General features: G+C 71.9%; 24 protein-coding genes. 13 read left to right on the top strand and 11 right to left on the bottom strand.

Features of this window, described 5'->3' with window-relative positions; translation table 11 throughout:
* Positions 1-55: 55 nt before the first annotated feature.
* The 5 genes from ACZ6TD_RS28810 to ACZ6TD_RS28790 all read right to left on the bottom strand — a co-directional run bounded on the left by ACZ6TD_RS28810 (position 56) and on the right by ACZ6TD_RS28790 (position 5,506).
* Complete coding sequence (locus ACZ6TD_RS28810; RefSeq protein ID WP_471342819.1) at positions 56-817, bottom strand: anti-sigma factor family protein; 762 nt, start codon at positions 815-817, stop codon at positions 56-58.
* Entirely contained in the window at positions 814-1,302 is a 489-nt protein-coding gene (locus ACZ6TD_RS28805; RefSeq protein ID WP_166484273.1) for a sigma-70 family RNA polymerase sigma factor, read from the bottom strand. The genes ACZ6TD_RS28810 and ACZ6TD_RS28805 overlap by 4 nt, the downstream gene beginning before the upstream one ends.
* A 294-nt stretch (positions 1,303-1,596) precedes the next feature.
* The gene (locus tag ACZ6TD_RS28800; RefSeq protein ID WP_471342816.1) at positions 1,597-2,199 is read right to left on the bottom strand and encodes a CGNR zinc finger domain-containing protein; all 603 of its coding nucleotides are present in this window, start codon (positions 2,197-2,199) and stop codon (positions 1,597-1,599) included.
* Positions 2,200-2,667: 468 nt separating this feature from the next.
* Positions 2,668-3,834 (bottom strand): uroporphyrinogen-III synthase, encoded by a 1,167-nt coding sequence (locus ACZ6TD_RS28795; RefSeq protein ID WP_471342814.1) that lies wholly within the window; start codon positions 3,832-3,834, stop codon positions 2,668-2,670.
* A 271-nt stretch (positions 3,835-4,105) separates the two neighbouring features.
* Complete coding sequence (locus ACZ6TD_RS28790) at positions 4,106-5,506, bottom strand: nitrate/nitrite transporter (protein WP_471342811.1); 1,401 nt, start codon at positions 5,504-5,506, stop codon at positions 4,106-4,108.
* Between the two features lie 264 nt (positions 5,507-5,770).
* On the opposite strand from ACZ6TD_RS28790, the gene ACZ6TD_RS28785 reads away from it, so the two are divergent.
* Positions 5,771-6,139, top strand: coding sequence for a hypothetical protein (locus ACZ6TD_RS28785; protein WP_471342808.1), 369 nt, complete (start codon positions 5,771-5,773; stop codon positions 6,137-6,139).
* Positions 6,136-6,420 (top strand): hypothetical protein, encoded by a 285-nt coding sequence (locus ACZ6TD_RS28780; RefSeq protein WP_471342806.1) that lies wholly within the window; start codon positions 6,136-6,138, stop codon positions 6,418-6,420. The genes ACZ6TD_RS28785 and ACZ6TD_RS28780 overlap by 4 nt, the downstream gene beginning before the upstream one ends.
* Here the strand turns inward: ACZ6TD_RS28780 and ACZ6TD_RS28775 are convergent.
* Positions 6,395-7,378, bottom strand: coding sequence for a LysR family transcriptional regulator (locus tag ACZ6TD_RS28775; RefSeq protein WP_471342804.1), 984 nt, complete (start codon positions 7,376-7,378; stop codon positions 6,395-6,397). The two genes, ACZ6TD_RS28780 and ACZ6TD_RS28775, sit on opposite strands and share 26 nt — an antisense overlap.
* Before the next feature lie 121 nt (positions 7,379-7,499).
* Between ACZ6TD_RS28775 and ACZ6TD_RS28770 the strand changes: the two genes are divergently transcribed.
* Positions 7,500-7,685, top strand: a complete 186-nt coding sequence (locus ACZ6TD_RS28770) for a hypothetical protein (RefSeq protein WP_471342801.1) — start codon at positions 7,500-7,502, stop codon at positions 7,683-7,685.
* Between the two features lie 56 nt (positions 7,686-7,741).
* Here ACZ6TD_RS28770 and ACZ6TD_RS28765 read toward each other — a convergent pair whose 3' ends face one another.
* Positions 7,742-8,611: an alpha/beta fold hydrolase gene (locus tag ACZ6TD_RS28765; RefSeq protein WP_471342799.1), complete on the bottom strand. Its 870-nt coding sequence runs from the start codon at positions 8,609-8,611 to the stop codon at positions 7,742-7,744.
* 93 nt (positions 8,612-8,704) lie between these two features.
* On the opposite strand from ACZ6TD_RS28765, the gene ACZ6TD_RS28760 reads away from it, so the two are divergent.
* The 5 genes from ACZ6TD_RS28760 (at position 8,705) to yicI (ending at position 15,128) form a co-directional block, all read left to right on the top strand.
* Entirely contained in the window at positions 8,705-9,598 is an 894-nt protein-coding gene (locus ACZ6TD_RS28760) for a LysR family transcriptional regulator (protein ID WP_471342797.1), read from the top strand.
* A 141-nt stretch (positions 9,599-9,739) separates the two neighbouring features.
* Complete coding sequence (locus ACZ6TD_RS28755) at positions 9,740-11,044, top strand: ABC transporter substrate-binding protein (protein WP_471342794.1); 1,305 nt, start codon at positions 9,740-9,742, stop codon at positions 11,042-11,044.
* A gap of 7 nt (positions 11,045-11,051) precedes the next feature.
* Positions 11,052-11,966 carry a carbohydrate ABC transporter permease gene (locus ACZ6TD_RS28750; protein WP_471342793.1) on the top strand — a complete coding sequence of 305 codons (915 nt, stop codon included), beginning with the start codon at positions 11,052-11,054 and terminating at the stop codon, positions 11,964-11,966.
* Positions 11,967-12,058: 92 nt separating this feature from the next.
* A complete protein-coding gene (locus ACZ6TD_RS28745) occupies positions 12,059-12,823 on the top strand; it encodes a carbohydrate ABC transporter permease (RefSeq protein WP_121825177.1) in 765 nt (254 codons plus the stop codon).
* Between the two features lie 19 nt (positions 12,824-12,842).
* Positions 12,843-15,128, top strand: coding sequence for an alpha-xylosidase (gene yicI / locus ACZ6TD_RS28740; protein ID WP_471342789.1), 2,286 nt, complete (start codon positions 12,843-12,845; stop codon positions 15,126-15,128).
* Between the two features lie 70 nt (positions 15,129-15,198).
* Here yicI and dacB read toward each other — a convergent pair whose 3' ends face one another.
* On the bottom strand, positions 15,199-16,785 hold the full coding sequence (gene dacB, locus ACZ6TD_RS28735; protein WP_471342786.1) for a D-alanyl-D-alanine carboxypeptidase/D-alanyl-D-alanine endopeptidase: 1,587 nt from the start codon (positions 16,783-16,785) through the stop codon (positions 15,199-15,201).
* A 142-nt stretch (positions 16,786-16,927) separates the two neighbouring features.
* On the bottom strand, positions 16,928-17,602 hold the full coding sequence (locus ACZ6TD_RS28730) for a TetR/AcrR family transcriptional regulator (RefSeq protein WP_471342783.1): 675 nt from the start codon (positions 17,600-17,602) through the stop codon (positions 16,928-16,930).
* Between the two features lie 99 nt (positions 17,603-17,701).
* Between ACZ6TD_RS28730 and ACZ6TD_RS28725 the strand changes: the two genes are divergently transcribed.
* Positions 17,702-18,628, top strand: a complete 927-nt coding sequence (locus ACZ6TD_RS28725) for a zinc-binding dehydrogenase (RefSeq protein WP_471342781.1) — start codon at positions 17,702-17,704, stop codon at positions 18,626-18,628.
* Between the two features lie 21 nt (positions 18,629-18,649).
* On the opposite strand, the gene ACZ6TD_RS28720 is transcribed toward ACZ6TD_RS28725, so the two are convergent.
* Positions 18,650-19,204 (bottom strand): GNAT family N-acetyltransferase, encoded by a 555-nt coding sequence (locus ACZ6TD_RS28720; protein WP_137978208.1) that lies wholly within the window; start codon positions 19,202-19,204, stop codon positions 18,650-18,652.
* 10 nt (positions 19,205-19,214) lie between these two features.
* On the bottom strand, positions 19,215-20,507 hold the full coding sequence (locus ACZ6TD_RS28715) for a helix-turn-helix domain-containing protein (RefSeq protein WP_471342777.1): 1,293 nt from the start codon (positions 20,505-20,507) through the stop codon (positions 19,215-19,217).
* 255 nt (positions 20,508-20,762) lie between these two features.
* Between ACZ6TD_RS28715 and ACZ6TD_RS28710 the strand changes: the two genes are divergently transcribed.
* From ACZ6TD_RS28710 to tgmC, 4 genes are all read left to right on the top strand, one after another.
* A complete protein-coding gene (locus ACZ6TD_RS28710; protein ID WP_471342775.1) occupies positions 20,763-21,230 on the top strand; it encodes an ATP-binding protein in 468 nt (155 codons plus the stop codon).
* An 85-nt stretch (positions 21,231-21,315) separates the two neighbouring features.
* On the top strand, positions 21,316-21,582 hold the full coding sequence (gene tgmA, locus ACZ6TD_RS28705) for a putative ATP-grasp-modified RiPP (protein WP_471342772.1): 267 nt from the start codon (positions 21,316-21,318) through the stop codon (positions 21,580-21,582).
* Positions 21,583-21,589: 7 nt separating this feature from the next.
* Positions 21,590-22,561: an ATP-grasp ribosomal peptide maturase gene (gene tgmB, locus ACZ6TD_RS28700; protein WP_137978212.1), complete on the top strand. Its 972-nt coding sequence runs from the start codon at positions 21,590-21,592 to the stop codon at positions 22,559-22,561.
* Positions 22,558-23,733, top strand: a complete 1,176-nt coding sequence (gene tgmC, locus ACZ6TD_RS28695; RefSeq protein WP_471342770.1) for an ATP-grasp peptide maturase system methyltransferase — start codon at positions 22,558-22,560, stop codon at positions 23,731-23,733. Before tgmB ends, tgmC begins: the two co-directional genes overlap by 4 nt.
* Positions 23,734-23,777: the final 44 nt, after the last annotated feature.

Genomic DNA, 23,777 nt, shown 5'->3' with positions numbered 1-23,777 from the left:
CTTCTGTGTTCTTAAGGGCAGCCGTCAACCGTACACCTGAAGGGGAGGGGGTTTCTCAGAGCCTGACCTGGGCCAGGCGCTGGCCGTCCAGGGTGCGGACCTCGAACCGCTCGATCTCGTCGGTGTTCATGGCGGCGCCGCCCTGGGCGTAGAGCGGCTCCTTGCTCCAGCGGGAGCCGTCCCCGTCCTTGACGCCGTAGCCGGAGGTGGGCACGGCCCAGGTGGTGATGGTCTCCTCGTGGCCGTCCTTGCCGATGGCGACCAGGTCGCAGCTGCGCGGCCCCTTCAGGTTGCCCAGCTTGAGGGCGACGGAGGTCCCCCAGCCCTTCTGCTGGAGCGAGACGGAGGCGTCCACCTTGGTGACGGGGTCGACCGCGCTGAACTTCTCGCCCTGGTCGTACACCTGCTTGGAGGAGGAGGCCGCCACCTGGCCCTTGCCGCCGTCGTCGGAGCTCGCGGTGATGGCCGCTCCCGCGAGCGGGCCGCCGACGATGAGGACGGCGGCCGCGGCGACGAGGAAGAGACGCCGCCTGCCGGAGGCTTTGCGACTCACCGCGACGTCGTCCATCAGCCGGTCGAGCAGTTCGGGCCCCGGGCGGGCGGTGACCACCGCCGGATCCGGGAGCGCGGTGCCGTCGGCGGCGGTCGCGTACTCGGCCAGCAGCGGCGGGAGGCCCATCAACTCGTCGAGTTCGGCGGCGCACCGCTCGCACCCGATGAGGTGGTCCTCGAAGCGCGCCGCGTCGGCGGGGTCGAGCACCCCGAGCGCATAGGCGCCGACCGCGGTGTGCTGCTGGTCGTCCGCTGCCGGCATCATGCCGTGACCCCCCGTTCCTCGAGCGAGAGCTTCAGGGAGCGCAGCGCGTAGAAGACCCGGGACCTCACCGTCCCGGCGGGAACGCCCAGCACTTCGGCCGCCTCACTCACCGTCCGTCCCTTGAAGTATGTCTCGACGAGCGCCGCTCTATGTGCGTCGGTGAGGTCATTCAACGCGTCAGAAATGGTCATCTGACGCAATGCGCGGTCGATGTCGTCCGCGGCGGGCATCACATGGAGCGGCGCCGCGTCCACTTCGTGGGGACGTGCGCGGCGTTGGCGGTGGCCGTCGATGACGATGCGGCGGGCCACGGTCACCAGCCAGGGTCGTACCGATCCTCCGGAGCGCCGCAGTTGGTCGGCGTTGCGCCAGGCGCGCAGGAGGGTCTCCTGGACCACGTCCTCGGCGCGGTGCCGGTCGCCCGCGACCAGGCGCAGGACGAAGGCGAGAAGCGGGCCTGCGTGCTCCGCGTAGAGCGCGCGCATGAGCGCGTCGTCCGGTGTCGTCCTCTCGGTCACGAGGGCATCTTTGCGTACGCAAGCCGCCGGGTCGAGGGGGGTACGGGCTGGAAACGCTCGCCGTTCATCGGCCGACGTGTGATGTACATCCCATTTCCGGACTGAACATCTCCCGCCGTGCGGTGCGTACTTGAGTCCGAGTAAGGCCGACGCCGGGCGGGCGCCGGCCGTCAGGAAGGGCTCCCTCCCCAAATCCGCCCCGCAGGCCCCGGTCCCCCCATCCGGGGCCTGCGTCATGTCCGGGTCATGGCTGAATATCGCTCATGTTTTGCTGATGCTGGGGTTTGCGCGGCGGCGGTGACGGGCAACCCGCTCGCGGTTTCCGCAGACTTCGCTGGAGCACCAGCGGCGCCGGCGGCCGCGCGAGGTGTCGAGGTAGACCAGCGAGCAGGTCTCCCCCTCGCAGCGCCGCAACTGCCCGCGCGCCACCGGGTCGGTGAGCAACTGCACCGCGTCCCGGGCGATCTGGGAGAGCAGCGCACCGCAGTCCGGCTTCCCGGCGAGGGCGCGGGCCAGGGTGCCGTCCGGGGTCCGTACGGCGCGCAGAGCGGGCGGGGCGGTGGCGGCCAGCGCGTTCATCCGCTCCAGATCGGCGCCCGCGGCATGGCCCTCGACCTCGGTGTGGACGATGCGGTGCAGCAGGTCGCGAGCGGCCCGGAAGCGGACGAGCCAGCGGTGGTCCACGGCCTCGAGCGAGGTGCCGCCGGGCACCAGCCCGGCGCCCAGCAGCCACGCCCGGAGGGGCTCCACCCCGCCGAGCCGCTCGACGGGCGCCTCGCTGAGCCGGCCGCCGACCGTGGCCACCAGGTCCAGGCAGATCCGCCCCGAGTCGAACCGCAGGTCGTAGGGAGACGCCGACGCCATGTTCCCGTCACCCCTTCGGGGAAGGCCCGATCCGGTCACCCTTCAGAGTGCCCGCCCCGCCTGTCCCCCGGAACCCCTCAGGCCCAGGCCCCGGGCAAACGCCCGGGGAACCCTTCACGAGGCCGCGTGCGAAACCCCAGCCCCTCCGGCGGATCCAGCCCCTCCGACGAAACTCCAGCCCCTCCGGCGAAACTCCAGCCCCTCCGGCGCTTGAGGAGCGGGGCCGGGGGTAGAGCCCCACACCCCAGCCCCTCCGGCGCTCGAGGAGCGGGGCCGGAGGCAGAGCCCCACACCCCAGCCCCTCCGGCGCTTGAGGAGCGGGGTCCGGGGCGGAGCCCCGGCGGGGGCCGAGGGGGCGGCGCCCCATCGTTTCGGGAAGGGGCGGGGTGGGGGCTCACCGCCGGAGGCACCCACACCCCGCACCCACACCCCGCACCGGGCACCCCGCACCGGGCGCCCCGGCACCGGCTACGCGTCCGCGTACTTCGTGTCGGCCGACGGATCGAGCGCCAGCCGATACCCCCGCTTGACCACCGTCTGGATGAGCTTCGGCGAGCCAAGAGCCGTCCGCAGCCGGGCCATCGCCGTCTCCACCGCATGCTCATCGCGCCCGGCCCCCGGCAACGAGCGCAGCAGCTCGGAGCGGGCCACGACCCAGCCGGGGCGCCGGGCCAGGGCGCGCAGCAGCGCCATCCCGGCGGGCGGCACCGTACGCAGCTCCCCGTCCACGACCACCGCGTGGCCACGGATCTCCAGCCGCCGCCCGGCGACCGGCAACGGCCGCACCCGCCCCGGAAGTTCCGCGGTCAGCAGTTGCACAAGCGGCCCCAGCCGGAACCGTTCGGGCTGGGAGGTGGGGATGTCGTGGGCCTCCAGCGGCAGCGCGGTGACCGGCCCGACACACGCGGGCAGCACATCATGGCGGAGCGCCTCCACCAGCTCCTCGCGCATCCCGCGCCGCTCCGCCCGGTCCAGCAGGCTCGCGGCGGCGGGCGCGCTCGTGAAGGTGACGGCGTCCAGGCCGCGGGCGACCGTGGCGTCCAGCAGCCGGTCCAACGGCCCGATGTCCTCCGGTGGCATCCAGCGGTACACCGGCACCCCGACCACCTCCGCTCCCCCGGCCCGCAGCGACTCGACGAAGCCGGGCAGCGGCTCGCCGTGCAGCTGGACGGCGATGCGGTGCCCCTCGACGCCCTCCTCCAGCAGCCGCTCGAGCACCTCGGCCATCGACTCGGAGGCCGGGTACCACTCCTCGGTGAGCCCGGCGGCCCGGATCGCCCCGCGCACCTTGGGCCCGCGGGCCAGCAGCCGCACCTCGCGCAGCCGGTCGAGCAGGGCGTCGCCCACGCCCCAGCCGTCGGCGGCCTCGACCCAGCCGCGGAAGCCGATAGCGGTGGTGGCGACCACGACATCCGGTGCGCTGTCGATCAACTGCTTGGTGGCGGCGAGGAGTTCGGAGTCGTCGGCCAGCGGCACGATCCGCAGCGCGGGCGCGTGCATCACCTCCGCTCCGCGGCGCCGCAGCAGGGCGCCGAGCTCATCCGCGCGGCGCGCGGCGGTGACCCCCACGGTGAATCCGGCGAGAGGGCCGACGGGCACCTCGTCGCCCGCGGCTCCGGTCTGTTCTCGGTGCATGGCTCTCGTCCCGATCTCCCGATCCCCCGATTCACTCGCATATGGGCGCGTTCGGTTCCGCATCCTGTCGCCGTCCCGTGTCGGTGGCGGTTCACGGAGGTTTCCCAGGCGTAACGGAGCGGACGGCCGGGGGCTTCCCCGGCCGACCGTACGCCCCGGACCGCCGGGACGCCCGCCCGGAGGCCGCTCGGCGGCCTGGCCGGACGCCCTCTCGGCGCCCTCGCTCAGACACCCCTCGGCACACCGCTCAGACGCCCCCTCGGCGCCCCGCTCAGACGTCCGCGTAGGCGGGTTGCCGCTCCGACCGCGGATCATGCGCATCCGCCCGCGCGGCGGACACCGCGGCCCGGCGGCGGGCGCCACGGAGGTATACGGCCCAGGTGACCGCGGAGCACACCGCGTAGAAGCCGAGGAAGGAGACGAAGGCGGGGGTCCCGGAGTGGGCGCCCGCGAACGACTCCCGGAAGGCGAGGTTGATCCCGAGCCCGCCGAGCGCGCCGACCGCCCCGATCAGCCCCATCGCCGCGCCCGACAGCCGCCGCCCGTAGGCCGCGGCCTCCTCGCCGGTCAGGCCGCGGGCCGCGGCCTTCGCCTGGAAGATGCCGGGGATCATCTTGAACGTGGAGCCGTTGCCGAGCCCGCTGAGGACGAAGAGGGCGATGAAGCCGACGAGGAAGACGGACAGCGACTTCTGCGCGGAGGCGTAGACGACCACGACGGTCGCGGCGGCCATGGCGGCGAAGGTCCACAGCGTGATCTTCGCGCCGCCGTGGGCATCGGCGAGCCGACCGCCGACGGGGCGGATGAGCGACCCGAGCAGCGGCCCGATGAAGGTGAGCGAGGCGGCCTGCAGCGGGGTGCGGTCGAACTGGTTCTGCAGCACGAGGCCGAAGGCGAAGCTGTAGCCGATGAACGAGCCGAAGGTGCCGATGTAGAGCAGCGACATGATCCAGGTGTGGGCGTCCCGCGCCGCCTCCCTGGCCGCCCCGGTGTCGTTGCGCACCGGCGCCAGGTTGTCCATGAACAGCGCGGACAGCGCCGCCGCGACCACGATCAGCGGGATGTAGACGGCGAGCACGAGCCGCGGATGGGCCGCCCCGGCGGTGCCGATCACCAGCAGCCCGACCAGTTGGATCACGGGCACGCCGATGTTGCCGCCGCCCGCGTTGAGGCCGAGCGCCCAGCCCTTCTTGCGCAGCGGGTAGAAGGAGTTGATGTTGGTCATGGACGAGGCGAAGTTGCCGCCGCCGACACCGGTGAGCGCCGCGACCACCATGAAGGTGGTGTACGAGGTCCCGGGCTCCATCACCACGGCGGCGGTGATCGCGGGCACGAGCAGCATCCCCGCGCTGATGATCGTCCAGTTGCGCCCGCCGAACCGCGCGACGGCGAAGGTGTACGGCACCCGCAGCACCCCGCCCACCAGCGTGGGCATCGCGACCAGGAAGAACTTCCCGGCCGGGTCGACACCGTACTCCGGCCCCATGAACAGCACCATCACCGACCACAGGCTCCAGATGGAGAAGCCGATGTGCTCGGAGAGGATGGAGAAGACCAGGTTCCGGGTGGCTATCCGCTCCCCCTCCTCCCTCCAGAACGTCTCGTCCTCCGGGTCCCACTGCTCGATCCAGCGGCCCCCCTTGCGAGCGGCGGTGGTGGTCGGGGCAGTCATCACGCCTCCACAGTTCTCGGTGTCGCTGCCCGACGGTAGGGACGGCGGATTTCCGGGCTGTGGCGGCAGGTGACGCGGACGAAACCTTGCTCTCACCTGGGGGGCCGGGTGGCGGTGAGGGGGATTTCGGAGGTCCCCGGGCCGGAGTCCCGCCTCCCCGGGGTTTCCCTCGTGCGGTGGAGCCGTGCCCATCGCATACGCGACGCGAGGTATCGCCCGGTACCGTACGCGGTGCACCGCCCGCCCGCCCCGCCGGAGGATCGCATGAGCAGCCAGCCGGATCACCCGTACGACCCGGTGACCGCACAACCGGCCAGTACTCCCGAGGCGCTGCGCGCGGCAGTGGCGCAGGTCGCGCCCGGGTCCCTGGCCGCCTTCGACGCCGAGCGCGCGGAGGCGGCGCAGCAGGCCCGCGCCGAGGTGAGCGCGGCCCCGCTGCGCAGCTTCACCCGGCAATGGGCGGTCAACGTGGCGATCGCGCGCCACCCGGCGCGCGCTGCCCGTCTCCGCGAGCTGGAAGCGCTGATCGCGGAGACGGACGACCTCGTCCAGGCACGCGAGGCCGCCGCGGAGGTGGGCCGGATCCTGGACGCGGCGTTCGCCGAGGCCGGGGTGCAGCGAGGAGACGCGTGAGCGACGCATGGCGCTGGGAGTACGACCCGGACGAAGCGCACGTCGTCGCGGGGCTGCCCAGCCATGTGATCAGCGAGGTCGAGCGCCTCGCGCATGAACTGGTCGACCTCGCCGGCCTGGGCGTCGATGTCACGGATATCGGCAAGGGGCCTCAACCGGGTGTCCCGGGTGGGCTGCGCCGCCTCGGTATCGGCGGGGACGGCTGGCTGTATTTCCTGGCCATGCCACGTCTGCGGCTCATCGTCGTCACACGCGTCATTCCGCCGTACGAAGATCTCTGAGCACCCGATCCGCCTCGGGGCGCGGCAGCCATGAATCCGGTGGGCGGGCGAGCCAGCCGGACGCGGTGGCGAGCGCGCGGGCCGCGGCGTGGAGGGCGTCCAGGCCGGGGTGGGCGAGGCCCTTGCGCCACACGATGGACACCGGGGAGAGCGGAACGGGCTCGGTGAGGGGCCGCAGCACCGCGCCGGGGAGGTGGGTGAACACCTCGCTGGCCAGCACCGACCAGCGGCGCTTGGTCACCACCCGGATGAACTCCTCGTCCCCGTCGATCTCCGGGAACGGCTCCGCCATCGCGATCCCGCGTCCCGCGAAGAGCTGGTCGGCCAGGTCCGTCCACTCGGTGGTGGTGTCGTTGCCCGCCGCCGCGTACAGGGTCTCGCCCACGAGCGCGGACAGCGGGATCTCCTCGAGCCGGGCCAGCGGATGGTCCTCGCGCAGGACCACGGCGATGCGCTCGTAGCGGATCAGCCGGTGGTCCAGCCGGGCGAGCACGGCGGGGTCGAGGCCGCGGGCCCGGCCGAAGGAGACGTCGAGGCGTCCGGCGAGGAGTTCGGCGGCGGCCCCCGCCAGTCCGCTGTGGAAGCGGGCCACCAGCTCGGTCTCGGGGCCGATGCGGCGCCGCGCCTCCGCCAGCACCTGGCTTCCGGTGCTCACCGGGGCGCTCACGTCCACCAGCAGCGGGCGGTGCTCGGCCCCGCTGAAGGCCGCCGCCAGGTCGTCCTGGGCCTGGAGCACCCGCCGGGCGTACGGCAGCAGCCGTACGCCCGCGGCCGTGAGGGCGACCTGGCGGGTGGTACGGACGAACAGCTCCGCGCCCACCTCCCGCTCCAGGCGCCGGATGTCGCGGCTGAGGGCCTGCTGGGCGACGTAGAGGCGGGCGGCGGCGCGGGTGAAGTGCAGTTCGTCGGCGACGGCGGTGAAGGCGCGCAGCAGGCGCGGTTCGATGTCCCGGTTCACCCGCTCATGGTGACCGACGCGCCCCTCGATCCTCACCCGACCAGCATTGACAACAGAGATGCGTGAATGGCCCCGGATCAGGTGTTGGACCACCCCCGGCCGGGCCCGGGACCGTAGCAACATGATCCTCTTCCTCGCCTCCCGCCCCGTCGTCCCCCGCCCCTCCCGCCCCGGCACCGCCCCGCCGCGCCGCCGCTCCCCGCTCACCACCTTCGCGACCTCCGTCCGACGACTGCGGGCCCGGAACCGCACCCGCGTGGCCGAGCCGACACCCCCACCACACGCGTCCCGGTCGGCGCGACGCTGATGCCCCCGACCGGCGCGAGTCCCCTGCGAGGCCACGGCCGAGTGACCCAGCGGCGGTCATGAACCGGGCCGGCCGCCGTCGGCCTCCGCCAGGAAGGGCCTGAGCAGGGACAGCAGGGGGCCGGGGCGTTCCTCGGGGAGGAAGTGGCCGCTGTCGTCGATCACGGCGCCGCGGGTCGCCGGGGCGACCTGGCCGAGGCTGTGCACGGGAGCCGGGCCGCCGGCCCGGCCGCAGCCGATGGCCAGGGTGGGCATCGGGAGCGGAGTGCGGGCGAGTTCGGTGAGGGCGGCGGTGTCGGCGGGGGCGTTGCGGTAGTACGCGAAGCCGCCTGCCAGCCGGCCCGGGCGGGTGTAGCTGCGCAGATAGGTGTCGACGTCGGCGGGGCGGATGGCCCCGGTCTCCAGGGCGTGCCCGTAGAAGTGCTCCAGCAGGATCCGTTCCCGGCCCTCCGCCAGCTCCTCCGCGAGCCCGGGCACCGAGAAGAAACCGAAGTGCCAGAGCCCGGCGCGGGCGATCAGTTCGCTCAGCCCGAAGCCGTGCAGGGGCACGGCGAGCAGGGTGAAGCTGCGGACCCGGGCGGGGTGGGCGGCGGCCCACGCATAGCCGATCGGGCCGCCCAGGTCGTGGCCGACGACATGGACCCGGTCCAGGCCCAGCTCGGCGCGCCAGGCGTCGAGGAGGTCGGCGGCGATCTTGACGCCGTGGCCGTGCGGGGAGGAGCCCGAGTCGCCCAGGCCCGGCAGGTCCACCGCGAACACCTCGTGGTGGCGGGCGAGCTCGGGGATCACCTTGCGCCAGGCGTACCAGGTCTGCGGCCAGCCGTGGAGCAGGACCACGGGGGTCCCTGATCCCGGCCCCGCCGCCCGCACCCAGTGCAGCCGTACGCCCTCGATCGTCGTCTCGCGGTGTTCTCGCGTTTCGCTCATGCGGGCCAGTCGAACACCGGCGCGACGATGCTTTCCTCTTTGATATATGAGAGGTGAAGGGATTATCTGCGATCGGATATAGGCTTGGCTCTTATGGAGCTGCGCCACCTCCGCTACGCGCTCACCCTCTCCGAGCACGCCCACTTCGGTCGCGCCGCCGCCGCGCTGGGCATCCGGCAGCCCCCGCTGTCCCAGCAGATCAAGGCGCTGGAGACCGAGCTGGGCGTACGGCTCTTCGACCGCACCGGGCACGGGGTGCGGCCCACCGCCGCGGGTGAGGCGTTCCTGGCCCGGGCCCGTCAGGTGCTGGACCATCTCGACCTCGCCGTACGGGACGCGGCCGACGCCGGACGGGGCGAGACCGGTTCGCTCGCCATCGGCTTCCTCGGCACCGCGCTGGCCGCCGTGCTCCCCGAGGTGCTCACCGCCTTCCGGACCCGCCGCCCGCAGGTCCGGCTGGAGCTGCGGGAACTCCCCAGCACCCGGCAGATCGAGGCACTGCTGGACGGCAGCCTGGACGCCGGGGTCATCTGCGGCCCGCCGCCCGCGGCCGCCCGGCGGCGGCTGACCAGCCTGCCACTGGGCCGGGAGACCCTGGTGGCGGCGGTGCCGTCCGGCCACCCGCTGACCAGCGCCACGGCCGTGCCCGTACGGGCACTGGACAGCGAGCCGCTGATCCTCTCCTCGCGGCAGGCCGAGCCCGCCGCCGCCGATGTGGCGCTGGCCGTATGCCGCGCCGCCGGGGTCGAGCCGCGGATCGCGCACGAGGCGCACAATCTGCACACCCTGCTGGGGCTGGTCGCCTGCGGGCTCGGCATCGGCATCGGACCGGCGGGGATGCGGCGCTTCCGGCACGTGGGGGTGACCCTGCTGCCGCTGGAACCGGCCGCCGCCGGGCTGGAGTTCCACCTCGCCCACCGCTTCGGCCCGCTCCCGAGCGTCCTGGGCGCCTTCCTCCGCACGGTGCGCCAGGTCCACAAGGGCTGAGGCCCCCCGCGCTTCCGGGTACGCCCGTTTTGTCAACGGCATTGACATATCTCTACCACCCCTCGTATACCTCTCCCCATCGAAGCGCTTCGACGAACGTTGCACGTGCGCCCTTCCTTCCAACCCTCCCGGAGGCTGCGGATGTTGACGGCACGGAAACGAACGAAACGAACGGTGGCCGTCATCGCGGCCGCACTGGCCGCATCCCTGGTCATAGCGGGTTGCGGGGACAGCGGGGACGAGGCCGGGGACGGCAAGTCGCTCAAACTCTGGCACTACGAGGCGCCCAACAGCGCCATGGGCATCGCCTGGAAGCAGGCGATCGAGGAGTTCAAGAAGAGCCATCCGGGCGTCACCGTGAAGGTCGAGGAGAAGGGCTTCGAACAGATCCAGAAAACCGCCTCGATGGTCCTCAACTCCGGTGACGCGCCCGATCTGATGGAGTACAACAAGGGCAACGCCACCACCGGCCTGCTCTCCAAGCAGGGCCTGCTCACCGACCTCACCCCCGAGGTCACCAAGCGCGGCTGGGACAAGCCGCTCAGCCCCGGCGTGCGCACCACCAGCCGCTACGACGCCCAGGGCGTGATGGGCTCCGGCAACTGGTACGGGATCCCCAACTACGCCGAGTACACGATGGTCTTCTACAACAAGACCCTCTTCGCCGAGCACCACATCAAGGTCCCGACGACCTTCGCCGAATTCACCGCCGCCCTGAAGGCGTTCAAGGACAAGGGCGTCACCCCGCTCGCCGGCGCGGGCGCCGAATACCCCGCCCAGCAGTACGTGTACCAGCTCGCCCTCTCCAAGGCCGACCGCTCCTGGGTGGACGCCTACGAGCAGTACCAGGGCAAGCCGGACTTCCACGACGCCGCCTGGACCTATGGCGCGACCACCTTCGCCGACTGGGTGAAGAAGGGCTACATCGCCAAGAGCTCGAGCGGCGCCAAGGCCGAGGACGCGGGCGCGGCCTTCATCGCGGGGAAGTACCCGATGTTCTTCTCCGGCAGTTGGTGGTTCGGCCGCTTCACATCCGAGATGAAGGACGAGTGGGGCACCTTCCCCTTCCCCGGCTCCAAGCTCACCCTCGGCTCCGGCGGCAATCTCTGGGTCGTCCCCAAGGGCGCCAAGAACAAGCAGCTCGCCTACGACTTCATCGACATCACGATGAAGAAGGGCATCCAGAACACCCTCGGCAACAACGGCGGAGTGCCCGTGGCCGCCGATCCCTCGGCGATCACCGACCCCAAGTCCAAGGCCCTGATCAAGGACTTCACCACCTACGCCGACGGCGACGGCCTGGCCTTCTACCCCGACTGGCCGGTCCCCGGCTTCTACGACGTCCTCGTCTCCGAGACCCAGAAGCTGATCAACGGCAGCGCGGGGCCCGACGCCTATCTGGACGCGCTGAAGAAGGCGTACGACGCGGGCGCGCCGAAGGGATGAGCTCCCGATGAGCTCCCACAGCAAGGCACCGCTCCTACGGCGCCGCGAATATCCGTACGCCCTGTTCCTGCTCCCCGGCGCGCTGGCCTTCCTCGCCGTCATCGTCGTCCCGTTCCTGATGAACACCGGGATCAGCCTCACCCACTGGCAGGGCGTGGGCAGCCCCGAGTGGGCCGGTCTTGACAACTACCGCGATCTGCTGGACGACTCCGCCTTCTGGGAGTCCTTCCGGCACAGCCTGGCCATGGTGGTGGCGATGGCGGTGCTCCCCACCGCGCTCGGCCTGGTGCTGGCCGCCGCGCTCTTCGACTACATCGCCAAGCACATCGGCACCCGCACCGCGAGCGTGCTGCGCGCCTGCTTCTATCTGCCGCAGGTGCTGCCGATCGCGGTGGCCGGAATCGTCTGGAGCTGGATCCTGGCCCCGGAGAACGGCGCGCTCAACGAGGCGCTGGACGCCGTCGGCCTCGGCTCGCTGCGCCAGGACTGGCTGGGCGACCCGGACTTCGCGCTCTACAGCGTGATGGCCGTGATGGTGTGGGTCCAGCTCGGCTTTCCGCTGGTGGTCTTCATGGCGGGGCTGCAGCGCGCCGACCCGTCCCTGCACGAGGCGGCCGAGCTGGACGGGGCCTCGTGGTGGCGGCGGTTCTGGCATGTGACGCTGCCGCAGATCCGCCCGGAGATCTATGTCGTGCTGCTGTGGTGCACCATCGCGGCGCTCAAGGTCTTCGGCGCGGTGTATGTGCTCACCAAGGGCGGGCCGGGCGGGGCCACCAATGTCCCCTCGTACTTCTCCTTCCAGTCCTTCTTCGAGAAGACGCAGGTCGGGTACGGCTCCGCGGTCTCCACCGCCCTCACCGTGATCATCCTGGCGCTGGCCCTGGTGGCGTTGCGCCTGCAAACCCGGGCGGAGGACCAGTGAACGCCCTCGGAGGACCAGTGAACGCCGCCAAGCGACACCACGCCCCGGCCCGCTTTCCGGTGCTGGCCGCGCTGATCGTGGCGGCCGCCCTCATGGTGCTGCCGTTCCTCGTGGTGGCCCTCAACGCGGTGAAGTCGCCCGCCGACTACTCCGCGAACGGCCCGCTGAGCCTGCCCGAGGGGATCCACCTCGACGGCCTCAGGGACTTCTGGCAGCGGGTGGACTTCGGCCGGAAGCTGTTCAACTCCGCGCTGATCTCCGGCTCGGTGGCGGTGCTCGCCGCGCTGCTGTCGGTGCTCAACGCGTACGCGATCGGCATCGGGCGGGTCAGGGGCCGCCCCTGGGTGCTGGCCTTCTTCGTGCTGGCCAACATGCTGCCGCAGGAGGCCCTGGTCTACCCCGTCTACTACCTGTCCAAGCAGGTGGGCCTGTACGACACCCGGCTGAGCGTGATCATCGTCTTCACCGTGATCCAGTCGGCCTTCGGCACCTATCTGCTCTCCTCCGTGCTCGGCGCCTTCCCCAAGGAGGTCATCGAGGCGGCCCGGATCGACGGCGCCACCAAGTGGCAGGTGCTGTGGCGGGTCGTGGTGCCGGTCAGCCGCCCCACCATCGGGGTGCTGCTGGTCTTCTTCTTCATCTGGACCTGGAACGAGTTCCTGCTGCCCCTGGTGATGCTGATCTCCAACGACAACCAGACGGTCTCGGTGGCGCTCGGCGTCCTCCAGGGCCAGCGGCTGATGGACGCCACCATGACCAACGCGGCCGCCCTGCTGGGGGTGCTCCCCGCGTTCTGCTTCTTCCTGATCTTCCAGCGGACCCTGACCCGTGGCATCGCCATGGGCGCGGTCAAATGACGAGGAGGGCCGCATTCGCATGAAGTTCAGCGATGGCTATTGGAGGCTGCGCGAGGGCGTCCACGCCGCGTACCCCCAGGGGGTGCTCGATGTGGAGACCGGCCCCGGCACCCTCACCGTCCACGCCCCCACCCATCCCGTACGCCACCGCGGCGATCTGCTCAAGGGTCCCGCCCTCACCCTGACCTGCACCGCCCCCATGCCCGATGTGATCGCCGTCCGGATCACCCACTTCGCGGGCGGGGTGGATCGCGGCCCGTCGTTCGACATCGCCCGCCAGGAGGGCGATACCACGGTGCGCTGCGACGCCGAGGAGGCCCGGCTCACCTCGGGCGCGCTCTCGGTGCACTTCGCCCGCACCGGACCCTGGCGGATGGACTTCGAGGCCGCCGGGCGCACGCTCACCAGCAGCGGCGTCAAGGACATGGGCATCATGGAGACCGCCGACGGCCACCACTACCTGCGCGAACGGCTCGCGCTGCGGGTCGGCACCTCGGTCTACGGCCTCGGCGAGCGCTTCGGCCCGCTGGTGAAGAACGGCCAGGCCGTCGACATCTGGAACGCCGACGGCGGCACCGCCACCGAGCAGGCGTACAAGAACGTCCCGTTCCTCCTCACCGACGCGGGCTACGGCGTCTTCGTCGACCACCCCGGCCGGGTCTCCTTCGAGGTCGGCTCGGAGGCGGTCTCCCGGCTCCAGTTCAGCGCCGAGGACCAGGAGCTCACGTACTACGTCATCCACGGGCCAAGCCCCAAGGAGATCCTGCGCCGCTACACCGCGCTCACCGGCCGCCCCGCGCTGCCGCCCGCGTGGTCCTTCGGGCTGTGGCTGTCCACCTCCTTCACCACCTCCTACGACGAGGAGACGGTCGCCGGCTTCGTGGACGGCATGGCGGAGCGCGCGCTGCCGCTGTCCGTCTTCCACTTCGACTGCTTCTGGATGCGCGAGTACCAGTGGTGCGACTTCACCTGGGATCCGCGGGTCTTCCCCGACCCGGAGGGCATGCTGCGCCGGCTGCGCGAGCGGGGGCTGAGGATCTCCGTCTGGATCAATCCGTACATCGGCCAGCGCTCCCCGCTCTTCGCCGAGGGCAAGGCGGCCGGGCATCTGCTGAAGCGGCCGGACGGCTCGGTGTGGCAGTGGGACCTGTGGCAGCCGGGCATGGCGCTGGTGGACTTCACCAGCCCCGAGGCCCGCGCCTGGTACGCGGCCAAGCTGACCGCGCTGCTGGACATGGGCGTGGACTGCTTCAAGACCGACTTCGGCGAGCGGGTGCCGCTGGACGTGGTCTACGCGGACGGCTCCGACCCCGAGCGGATGCACAACTACTACACCCAGCTCTACAACCGCACCGTCCACGAGGCGCTGAGCGAGCGTCGCGGCGAGGGCGAGGCGGTGGTCTTCGCGCGCTCGGCCACGGCGGGCGGCCAGCGGTTCCCGGTGCACTGGGGCGGCGACTGCGAGTCCACTTACGAGGCGATGGCCGAATCGCTGCGCGGCGGGCTCTCGCTGGGTCTTTCCGGCTTCGGCTTCTGGAGCCATGACATCGGCGGCTTCGAGGGCACCCCGGACCCGGCCCTGTTCAAGCGGTGGATCGCCTTCGGGCTGCTGTCCTCGCACAGCAGACTGCACGGCTCGTCCTCCTACCGGGTGCCGTGGCTCTTCGACGAGGAGTCGGTCGAGGTGCTGCGCCACTTCACCCGGCTGAAGCTGCGGCTGATGCCGTATCTGTACGAGGCGGCACGGCAGGCGCACACCGAGGGCATCCCGGTGATGCGGGCCATGGTCCTGGAGTTCCCGGACGACCCCGGGTGCGCGGGGCTCGAGCGGCAGTACATGCTCGGCGGGGATCTGCTGGTCGCCCCGGTCTTCGACGACGAGGGCGAGGTGACGTACTACGTACCGGAGGGCGTCTGGACGCATGTGCCCAGCGGGCGGGCGGTGCGCGGCCCGCGCTGGGTGCGCGAGACCCACGACTTCCTCAGCGTCCCGCTGCTGGCCCGCCCCGGCGCGGTGATCCCGTTCGGGGCGGCCGACGACCGCCCCGACGCCGACTGGGCGGACGGGATCACGCTGCGGGTGTACGAACCGGCGGCGGACCCGGTCACGGTGCGGGTGCCGCGCCCGGACGGCACGACGGCCGCCACCTTCACCGTCGTCCGGGACGGGGCGGTGCTGCGCGCCGAGGCCACCGGCACCTCGGCGCCCTGGCGGCTGGAGGTGGCCGGCGGCCCGTCCGCGGACGCGGCGACGGGGACGGCGGTGCTGACGGTGCGGCTTCCGCCTGGCGGCGGCGGGGCCTGACCTCAGCTCAGCGGTGGGGCTTGACCTCAGCAGTTCCGGGGCCTGACCTCAGCAGCGGTGGGGCTTGGCCTCAGCAGCGGTGGGGCTTGGCCCAGGAGCACTCGCGTCCGGCGTCGGCCGTGGCGGCCGTGGCACCCGTGGCGTCGTCCCGTACGGCACGGGGCCGCACCGCCTCCGCATGGCCCTCGCCGGACTTCGCGAGCGTCACCACGATCGCGTCCTCCAGGTTCTTCACGGACGGGGCGAGGTAGTTGTTGAGGACCACGCTGTAGACCAGCTCCCTGCCGTCCGCGTCGGTGACATAGCCGGAGAGCGCGGAGGCGCCGGTCAGGGAGCCGGTCTTGCCGCGCGCGTTCCCGGCCGCCGGGGTGGAGCACATCCGCGTACGCAGGGTGCCGCCCACGAACCGGTCCGGGGCGCAGGCCACCGGCAGCGAGGCGTACCAGTCGGCGTACCAGGGCTCGTCGCGCACCGACAGCAGCAGCTCGGTGAGGCGCCCGGCGGCGATGTTGTCCATCCGCGACAGCCCCGAGCCGTCCACCTGGCGCACCGCGCCGGTGTCCACGCCCCGCTTCTTCAGCCAGTCGGCGATGGCGGCGAGCCCCGCGTCCCAGGTGCCGCGCCCGGCCGTCTCGTAGCCGATGGCCTTGGTGAGCGCCTCGGCGTGGATGTTGTTGGACAGCTTCATGAAAGGGATGAGCAGTTCCTTCAGCGGCATGGAGCGGTGCGAGGCGAGTGTGTGGGCATCCGCCGGGGCGGCCCGGCCCAGGCGGGTGGGCCCGGCCACGCGGACGCCGTGCCGTTCTAGGGCGTCGGCGAAGACCGAGGTGGCGTAGCCGGTGGGCGCCCAGACGCTGACCCACTCCTTGGCGGTCGCCGCCCCGGCCGGGAGGGCGCCGCTGACGGTGATGGTGTTGGAGCCGTGCTGCCGCTCGACGGTGAGGCTGCCGCTTCCGGTGGTCGCGCGGTTGTCGACCCGTACGTACGCGTTCGGCGGCGTGACGGTGACCTTCGGCCGGTCGCCGGCGGCCGCGCCCGGGGTGACCTCCACGATGACGCTGCCCGCGTCGTAGTCGGTGTCGGGGGCGAGGGTCAGCGCGGAGATCTGCGCCGCGTAGTACGAGGACTCGTCGTCGGCCGCCCAGGAGCGGCCCACCCGCTGGGCGTCGAAGCGGGTGTCATCGGCGATCAGCCGCCCGCTGACCTTGGTGATCCCCGCGTCGGCGACGCCCTTCGCCAGCCGGTCGTAGTCCCCGGCGAGCATCGTGGGGTCGCCGGTGCCGCGCAGGAAGAGATCGCCCCGGAGGGTGTGCCCGCGTCGGCTGCCGTCGGTCAGCACATCGGTGCGGAAGCGGTGGTCGGGGCCGAGCAGCCCCATGGCGGCGGCCGAGGTGAACAGCTTGGTGTTGGAGGCGGGCATCAGCCGGTCGTCGGGCCGGTGCCGGTAGACCACGGCACCGGAGTCGGCGTCGGCGACCACGACTCCGGCCGCGCCGCCCTTCAGCAGGGGGTCGGCGAGGATGGTGTCGATGGCGTCACCGATCCCGGCGCGGGAGGCGTCCGCACCGGCTGGTGAGCTCCAGGTGAGGGTGCAGGCGAGTCCGATGACGAGGGGCCAGATCCAGCCGTGCGCACGACGGTTCAAGGGTCTGCTCATGTCACGGGAGGATCCCGCACCGCATCGTTTCGCGACAGAGCGCGCGGGCGCGAGGCCATCCCCCGCAGCGCCGGGTCCAAAGCCATCCCCCGGCGCGGGGCCCACGGCCGTGTCAGCCACGTCCGCGCGGGATCCTCGGCCGTCAGCCGCCCCCGGCTGATCGCCCCACCGTCAGGGCGAGGCCGCCCGGGAGGGCGGCGACGGCCTCGCGGAGGCGGTCGGCCAGTTCCTCGGCGGTGGGCGGCTCGGTACGGCCCGCCTCGCGCGCCTCGTCCGCCCGCGCCACCCAGCCCGCCAGCGCCCCGTGGAACGCGGCGACCAGCATGTCCACGGCCAGCCGCGGCCGGAGGTCGCCCAGCGTGCCGAGGCCGAATCGGCGGTGCAGTATCGCCAGCGCCTCCTGCGTGGTGGCCTCGCAGAACTGCAAACCGTGCGCGCCCATCGAAGGCGTCCGCTCGGCCAGCCGCCGACTGAGCAGCAGCCGGCGGGCCCAGCCCTCGTCGTCCATCCGCGCCAGCGCGGCCAGCAGCGCGTCCCGCCCCAGCTCCACCACCGGCAGCCCGTCCGGCTCCGCCGTCTCCAGCTCCTCCAGGAAGGCCCGCCACAGGTCCTGGTCGGGGGCCATCGCGACGTCTTCCTTGCTGGTGAAGGTGCGGAAGAAGGTGCGCTTGGAGACCTCCACCTCCTCGCACAGCTCATCCAGCGTCACCCCGCCGAAGCCGCGCCGGGTGAACAGCTCCAGCGCGGTGTCTATCAGCGTCTGACGGGTGCGCCGCTTCTTGCGTTCGCGCAGTGAGGAGTCGGGAGCGGCAGTCACGGCGAAAAGTGTAGCCGTCATCGACGATGCCACTTGCACGCGTTTGCCACTCAGTGGCATAACTGATGTCGCCATCATTCACCGGAAAGGCGAACCGCCATGCGCGCCCTGCTCGTTGACCACTCCTCCCCCTCCGGCCTCCGCATCGGCGAAGCCGCCGACCCCGAACCCGCCCCGCACCAGGCGCTGGTCCGGGTGACCGCCACTTCCCTCAACTACGGCGAGGTCGCCCACCGGACCGAGGTCCCTGACGGCACCGTCCTGGGCTGGGACGCCGCCGGAGTGGTCGAGCGCGCGGCCGCCGACGGCTCGGGACCGGCCGCCGGAACCCCCGTCGTCACCCTGGGCGCGGACGGCGGCTGGGCGGAGCTGCGCGCGGTGGACACCGGGATGCTGGGCGTCCCGCCCGCCGGTGCCGACCCCGGCGCGATCAGCACCGTCCCGGTCGCGGGCGGCAGCGCCCTGCGCGCGCTGCGCCGGATCGGCGACACCCTCGGCCGGCGCATCCTGGTCACGGGCGCCACCGGCGGAGTCGGCCGCTATGCCGTCCAGCTCGCCCGGCTGGGCGGCGCGTACGTCATCGCCTCCACCGGCGATCCGGCGGCCCACGGCGACGGTCTGCGTGCCCTGGGCGCCCACCAGGTGGTCACGGACCCGGCGGAGATCGACGAGCCGGTGCACGGAGTGGTGGACAACGTCGGCGGACCACAGCTGGTGGCGGCGTACGACAAGCTCGCCGCGCACGGCACCCTGGTGTCCGTCGGCCATGTGACGGGCCAGCCCGAGACCTTCCCGTTCGGCGCCCTCTACGGCAACGAAGGCCGCCACAACCGCTCCATCGTCACCTTCTACCTGCTGGACCGCCCCGACATCGGCGCGGACCTCGGCTGGCTCGCGGAGCGCGTAGCGACGGGCGACCTGGACCCCCAGATCACCTGGCGCGGCGGCTGGGACCGAGCCGAGGAGGCCGTCACCGCCCTCACCGAGCGCCGCCTCCACGGCAAGGCGGTCCTGGACATCGGCTGACCCACCGGCCGAACGACAGCCCTACGCCCGGACGGGGCGCACCATCACCGTCAGTACCGGCGCCTCCGGCGAAGACTGCGCGGTGCCCACCGTCCGGTAGCCCCATGACACGTAGAGGGCCTGCACCCTCCCGTCCTGGTTCAAGGGGTTCACCATCAAGGAGACCTGTGTCTCGGGCCGCCCGGCCAAGAGCACGTCATGGAGCTTGCGGGCAGTCCCCTGCCTGCGCCACCGCTGGCGGACCATCATCTCTTTCACCGCGACTGTGGAAACCCCCGCGACGGTCGGCTCAGCCTCCGGGCGGGTGCGACGCCACCATCGGTCATCCGCTCCGGTGAGCCGGTTGGCGTAGATGTAGCCGATGGGCTCACCGGAGTCATACGCCACCACGGCCTCCCACCCCGGTTCCCCGGCATGTCGGTGCAGCCGCTCCCCGAATGTCTCCGGGGCGTAGTGCGGCAGGTGGAGCTTGTGCGCCCAGCACTCTCGGTAGATGCCCAGCAGGTCATCCCACACGGACTCCACGTCACCAATCCGAACGAAGCTCACGTTGCCTTCCGCCGCTGCCCCGGTCATGAGGAGACCGTCAGCTGGGCAGGGCCCCGGTGCGGGCCGCGAATTCCCGCACGCCCGGCACGCGGGCGGGCAGGTACAGCAGGTCCGCCGTCAGGGCACGCAGTGCGGGCCGCCGCGCTTCCTGCGGCGCCTCCTGCTCCACCTTGCGGAGCGCCGCGAAGGTCTGCGGATGGTCGCCGAGGGCGTGCCACATGCGAGCCGTATCCGTCCAGGCCCGGGCGCGGCGCTCGGCCGTCGGCATGCGGTCGATGTTCAGCCGTGCGGCGACCTTCACGCCCTCGTCAGGCGTGCCGAGTGCGTTGAGCACGCCGATCCGGTACACGTCCACCTGCGTCTGGCTGGCGTCCACGGTGAACAGTCCCGGTACCGCTTGGCGCCGCTCCGTCTCCTCCTGAGCTTCGTCCAGCAGGCCCAGCGCCGTGGCGCGGTCCCTGCTGGTGGCCGCTGTGTACGCGGCCGTCAGCAGCAGCGTCGTACGCACCGCCCCGGTCGAGGACCGGTCCACATCCAAATCGGCCGCCTCCTGGGTGAGCAGCCGCACCGCGGCCGGGCACCGCCCCGAGCGCCGCATGGTGATCGCGAGCACCCGGGAGGACTCACCAATCGGAACCGGGTGGCCGCTGGCCCGGGCCGCGGCCAGCGCACGGTCGGCAGCCACCCAGGCCGCGTCGTTGTGCTGTTTGAGCGCCAACTCGGCGGCCAGCACATATGCCCGCGCGAGCACCATGCTCACCTGCTCGCGCGCCCGCCCGCTCGACGCGTCCCGCGTCGCCGAGGCCGCGGCAAGCAGGCCCGGGAGCGCGCGACCGAGAGAGGTGTAGCGAGCGGCGCAGAAGTCCGATCGTGCGGCCGCTGCCTGCTGGACGAGGCGGGCCGGCGGAACCGGGGCAGCAGAAGGGAGCCGGAAGAGAGCGTCCTCAAGTCCGGCCGCCGGGTCGAAGGGGCCGGACGCGGCACCGGCTGGTGCGGTGCCGACAACGGCCGTTGTCCCGGCTGCCAACGCACCGGTGAGCAGTTCCCTACGACGCACCGCATCCTCCTCGCCCGATGGACACTCCACGGTATCGACCATGGGTCCGCCCGGCACAGGAGTCGCGATCAGCCGGTCGAGTGGGAGGTGCAAGAACGCCGCGAACCGCACCAGCGCAGCGTGGTCGAGCCGCATGCGACCGGACTCGATCCGGGAGACGGCCGACGCGGAGTAGCCACACGCCTGACCGACTTGCGCCTGAGTGAGGCGGGCGGCGCAGCGGGCGCCACGAAGGATCGCCCCGATGTCAACTCTCGCTGAACCAACGTCCATAGGTACCTCCTACGGAACAACGGGAGACACGACATTAGGGATACCGCGGGCGGGTGGGGAGGGCGTACGGAAGCACGCCATGTGCGGGTTCGGCACACGACGTGCGGAATGCCACCTCACGCTCCCGCACGAGGCGGTGGGCCGCGATGGTGATGACACGCCCGGCGGCAGACCGGGCATTCCCAACGGCATGCGGCGAGCCCCATTCCCCGGGGTCTCCACGCTGCCTGGCCCACTCACCAGAAGGCCGACGAGATGACCACGATGATGATCAGCAAGCCCTCACCGCTCACGCCCACCTGCACAGGCCATCCGACCTACACCCAGTCGCTCCCATGCACCGAGGAGGCCGTGGGCATCGCGCGCCTGTCCGTCGCCGCGACCCTGCACGCCTGGGGGCTGGAGGACTTGGTGGACGACGCCCGCTTGATCGCCTCAGAGCTGGCCACCAACGCGATCCGGCACGTCACCCGCCACATCCCCGATCCCGAGCAGCGCGGCTGCTTCCGCCTCAAGGTCGAACGCCCCAGCGATCACCTGGTACGAATCTCGACGTTCGACCGATCCCGCACGATCCCCCGCGTCATCGAGGCGAGCGAAACAGCTGAGTCCGGGCGCGGCATGGCCGTAGTGGACGCCGTCTCCTGCCGGTGGGGTATCGACCCCAAGCCGTGGGGCAAAGGCGTCTGGGCAGAGTGTGCCACCCCGGGTGACCTCCCGTGACGCACGACCGGCGATGGGCGCCCGTCCCTCACCCCTGAGCGAAGAATGCGGGCACACCACATCCACCTACACGAATGGAGAAACCATGACCACGTGCACCACCCCCAGCCAGCCCGCCCCGGTCCGCCCGTGGGGCCTGGGCCGACTCGGCCCGTACCCCACGGCGGCGGAGGTGCCGTTCACCACCGTCACCATCGACCCGGACACCCAGACCGGCGTTTTCCGCGACCGTGCCGGCCTGGTAGTCGAGATGGGCAGGCACGGCACCAGCTCCGCCACCTCAACATCGACCGTGACGAAACTGGACTCGCGCAACGACGCGGGCTCCGACCAGGACTCCCAGCAGGACTGACAGCCCGATGGCCGACACCAAACCGGTCCTCGTGGTCACGGAACCGCTCGACATCACCGCCGACATGGTGCTCACCCATCTCAACGAGCGCGGTGTTCCCGTGGTCCGTTTCAATCCTGCGGATCTCCCGGCCGGGGAGCTGACGGTCTCGGCGCGATTCGGTGACCGCCCGGCCTCCACCCCGGTGGCCGGGCGGCTCCGTACGCCGTCGAGGACCGCCGACCTGGAGCATGTACGGGCGGTGTACTGGCGCCGCCCTGTCTGGCCCGCATTCGAGCACCTGGACGCGGACGACGCACGCTACGCCGCCGCGCAGGTCCGCCACGGGATCGCGGGCGTCCTCCACGCCCTCGACGGCCCGCTATGGGTCAACCACCCCGTCCGCAACGCGGCGGCCGACCACAAACTCACCCAACTCGCCACAGCCGTACGCCTCGGCCTCACCGTGCCCGCGACGCTGGTGACCAACGACCCCGGCGAGGCACGCAGGTTCATCGCCGCGCACGGACAGGTGATCACCAAGACGCTGCGCTGGACCCCGTACGAGCGAGACGGCATCGGCATGACGAGCTGGGCAGAGCCGGTCACCGCCGACGAGGTCGACGACACCGTGTCCGTGGCTCCGCACCTGTTCCAGGCCCGTGTGGACAAGGTGGCCGACCTTCGAGTGCTGGTCGTCGGGCAGCAGTCGTTCGCCGTCCGCATCGACTCCGGCCTGCTGGACTGGCGCAAGGACTACTCCGCCCTCTCCTACCGCGTGGTAGACCTGCCGAATCGGCTGGAAAAGGCGCTCCTCGCCTGCCTCGACCACTTCGCCCTCCCTACCGGCAGCTTTGACCTCGCCCTCGACCGCCACGGCGAACCCCACTGGCTCGAGCTGAACCCGAACGGCCAATGGGGGTGGCTGGAAGAGAGGACCGGCCTGCCGATGGCCGCCGCCTTCGCCGACCTACTCGCGCAAGGAGACACCTCCCGATGACACCCGACACCGCACCGGAGCGGCGTGCCCTCGCCGACCGGCTCGAGGAGGCCGGAGTCCTCACCCATCCGAAGTGGCGCGCGGCGGTCGAGGCCGTACCCCGTGAGCTGTTCCTCCGGCCCGGCGTGTTCCTGCCCGCCGACGATGGGCGCTGGCGGCCCGTCACCGCACTCGGCACCGACCCGAAGGAATGGTCCGAGATCGCCTACCGCGACGAGTCTCTGGTGACACAACTGGACGGGCACCTCACCGCCGACCAGGCCACCGAACCCGTCCCTGGCGTGCCCACGTCGTCATCCACCACGCCGGTGACGGTCGTCGGCATGCTCGAGGCCCTGGATATCGAGGACGGTCACACCGCGCTGGAGGTCGGCACCGGTACCGGCTACTCCACCGCCCTGGTGTGCCACCGGCTCGGAGAAGACAACGTCACCACGATCGAAGTGGACCCGGGCGTGGCCGCCCGTGCGGATGCCGCCTTGGAGGCTGCCGGATACTCCACATGGACCGTGACCGGCGACGGCCTCCTCGGCCACCCCCGCCGCGCCCCTTACGACCGCGTCATCGCCACCTGTGCGGTACGCCGCGTCCCCCATACCTGGGTACGCCAGACCAAGCCGGGCGGCATCGTCCTCACCACCCTCGCCCCCGGCTCATGGGCGTACGGCACCGGCCTCGCCAAGGTCACCGTGAACGACGACGGCACAGCCGAGGGGCGGATCGTCGGGGAGTCGTCGTTCATGCAGGCCCGTTCCCAGGCCGTCGTGCCGCTCGCCGGCGACCTGTCGGCGCGCACCGCCTACGCCGACAGCGAGCGCGAAGCGAAGGTGCCGCCGACCCTGCTGGAGCAGTGGATGCCCGCCTTTCTCGCTCAGCTCACCGCGCCCGGCGCCCAGCTCGTACGTGCCACTGGGAGCAATGGCCGCCGACAGCTCTACGTCTTCGATGCCGACCGCGAGTCCTTCGCCGCGTTCACCGGGAACGGATCCGGCTGGACCGTCCGGCAGGGCGGGCCGGTGGCACTGTGGGACGACATCGAGCGGACGCTCATCGCCTGGCAGGACGCCGAACGTCCCGACATCAGCACCGTGCGGCTCCGCGTCACCCCCCGCTCGCACACGTACTGGATCGGCGACCGGCCCGCACTGCGCTGGGAACACCGGCTCGACTGATCACAGGCCATACACACGACGAAGGGCCCCGCCGTGGTGGCGGG

It is taken from the genome of Streptomyces yongxingensis (genome assembly GCF_055597465.1).
The sequence above is the reverse complement of the archived record's forward strand: the minus strand, read 5'-3'. Positions and strand labels throughout refer to the sequence as shown.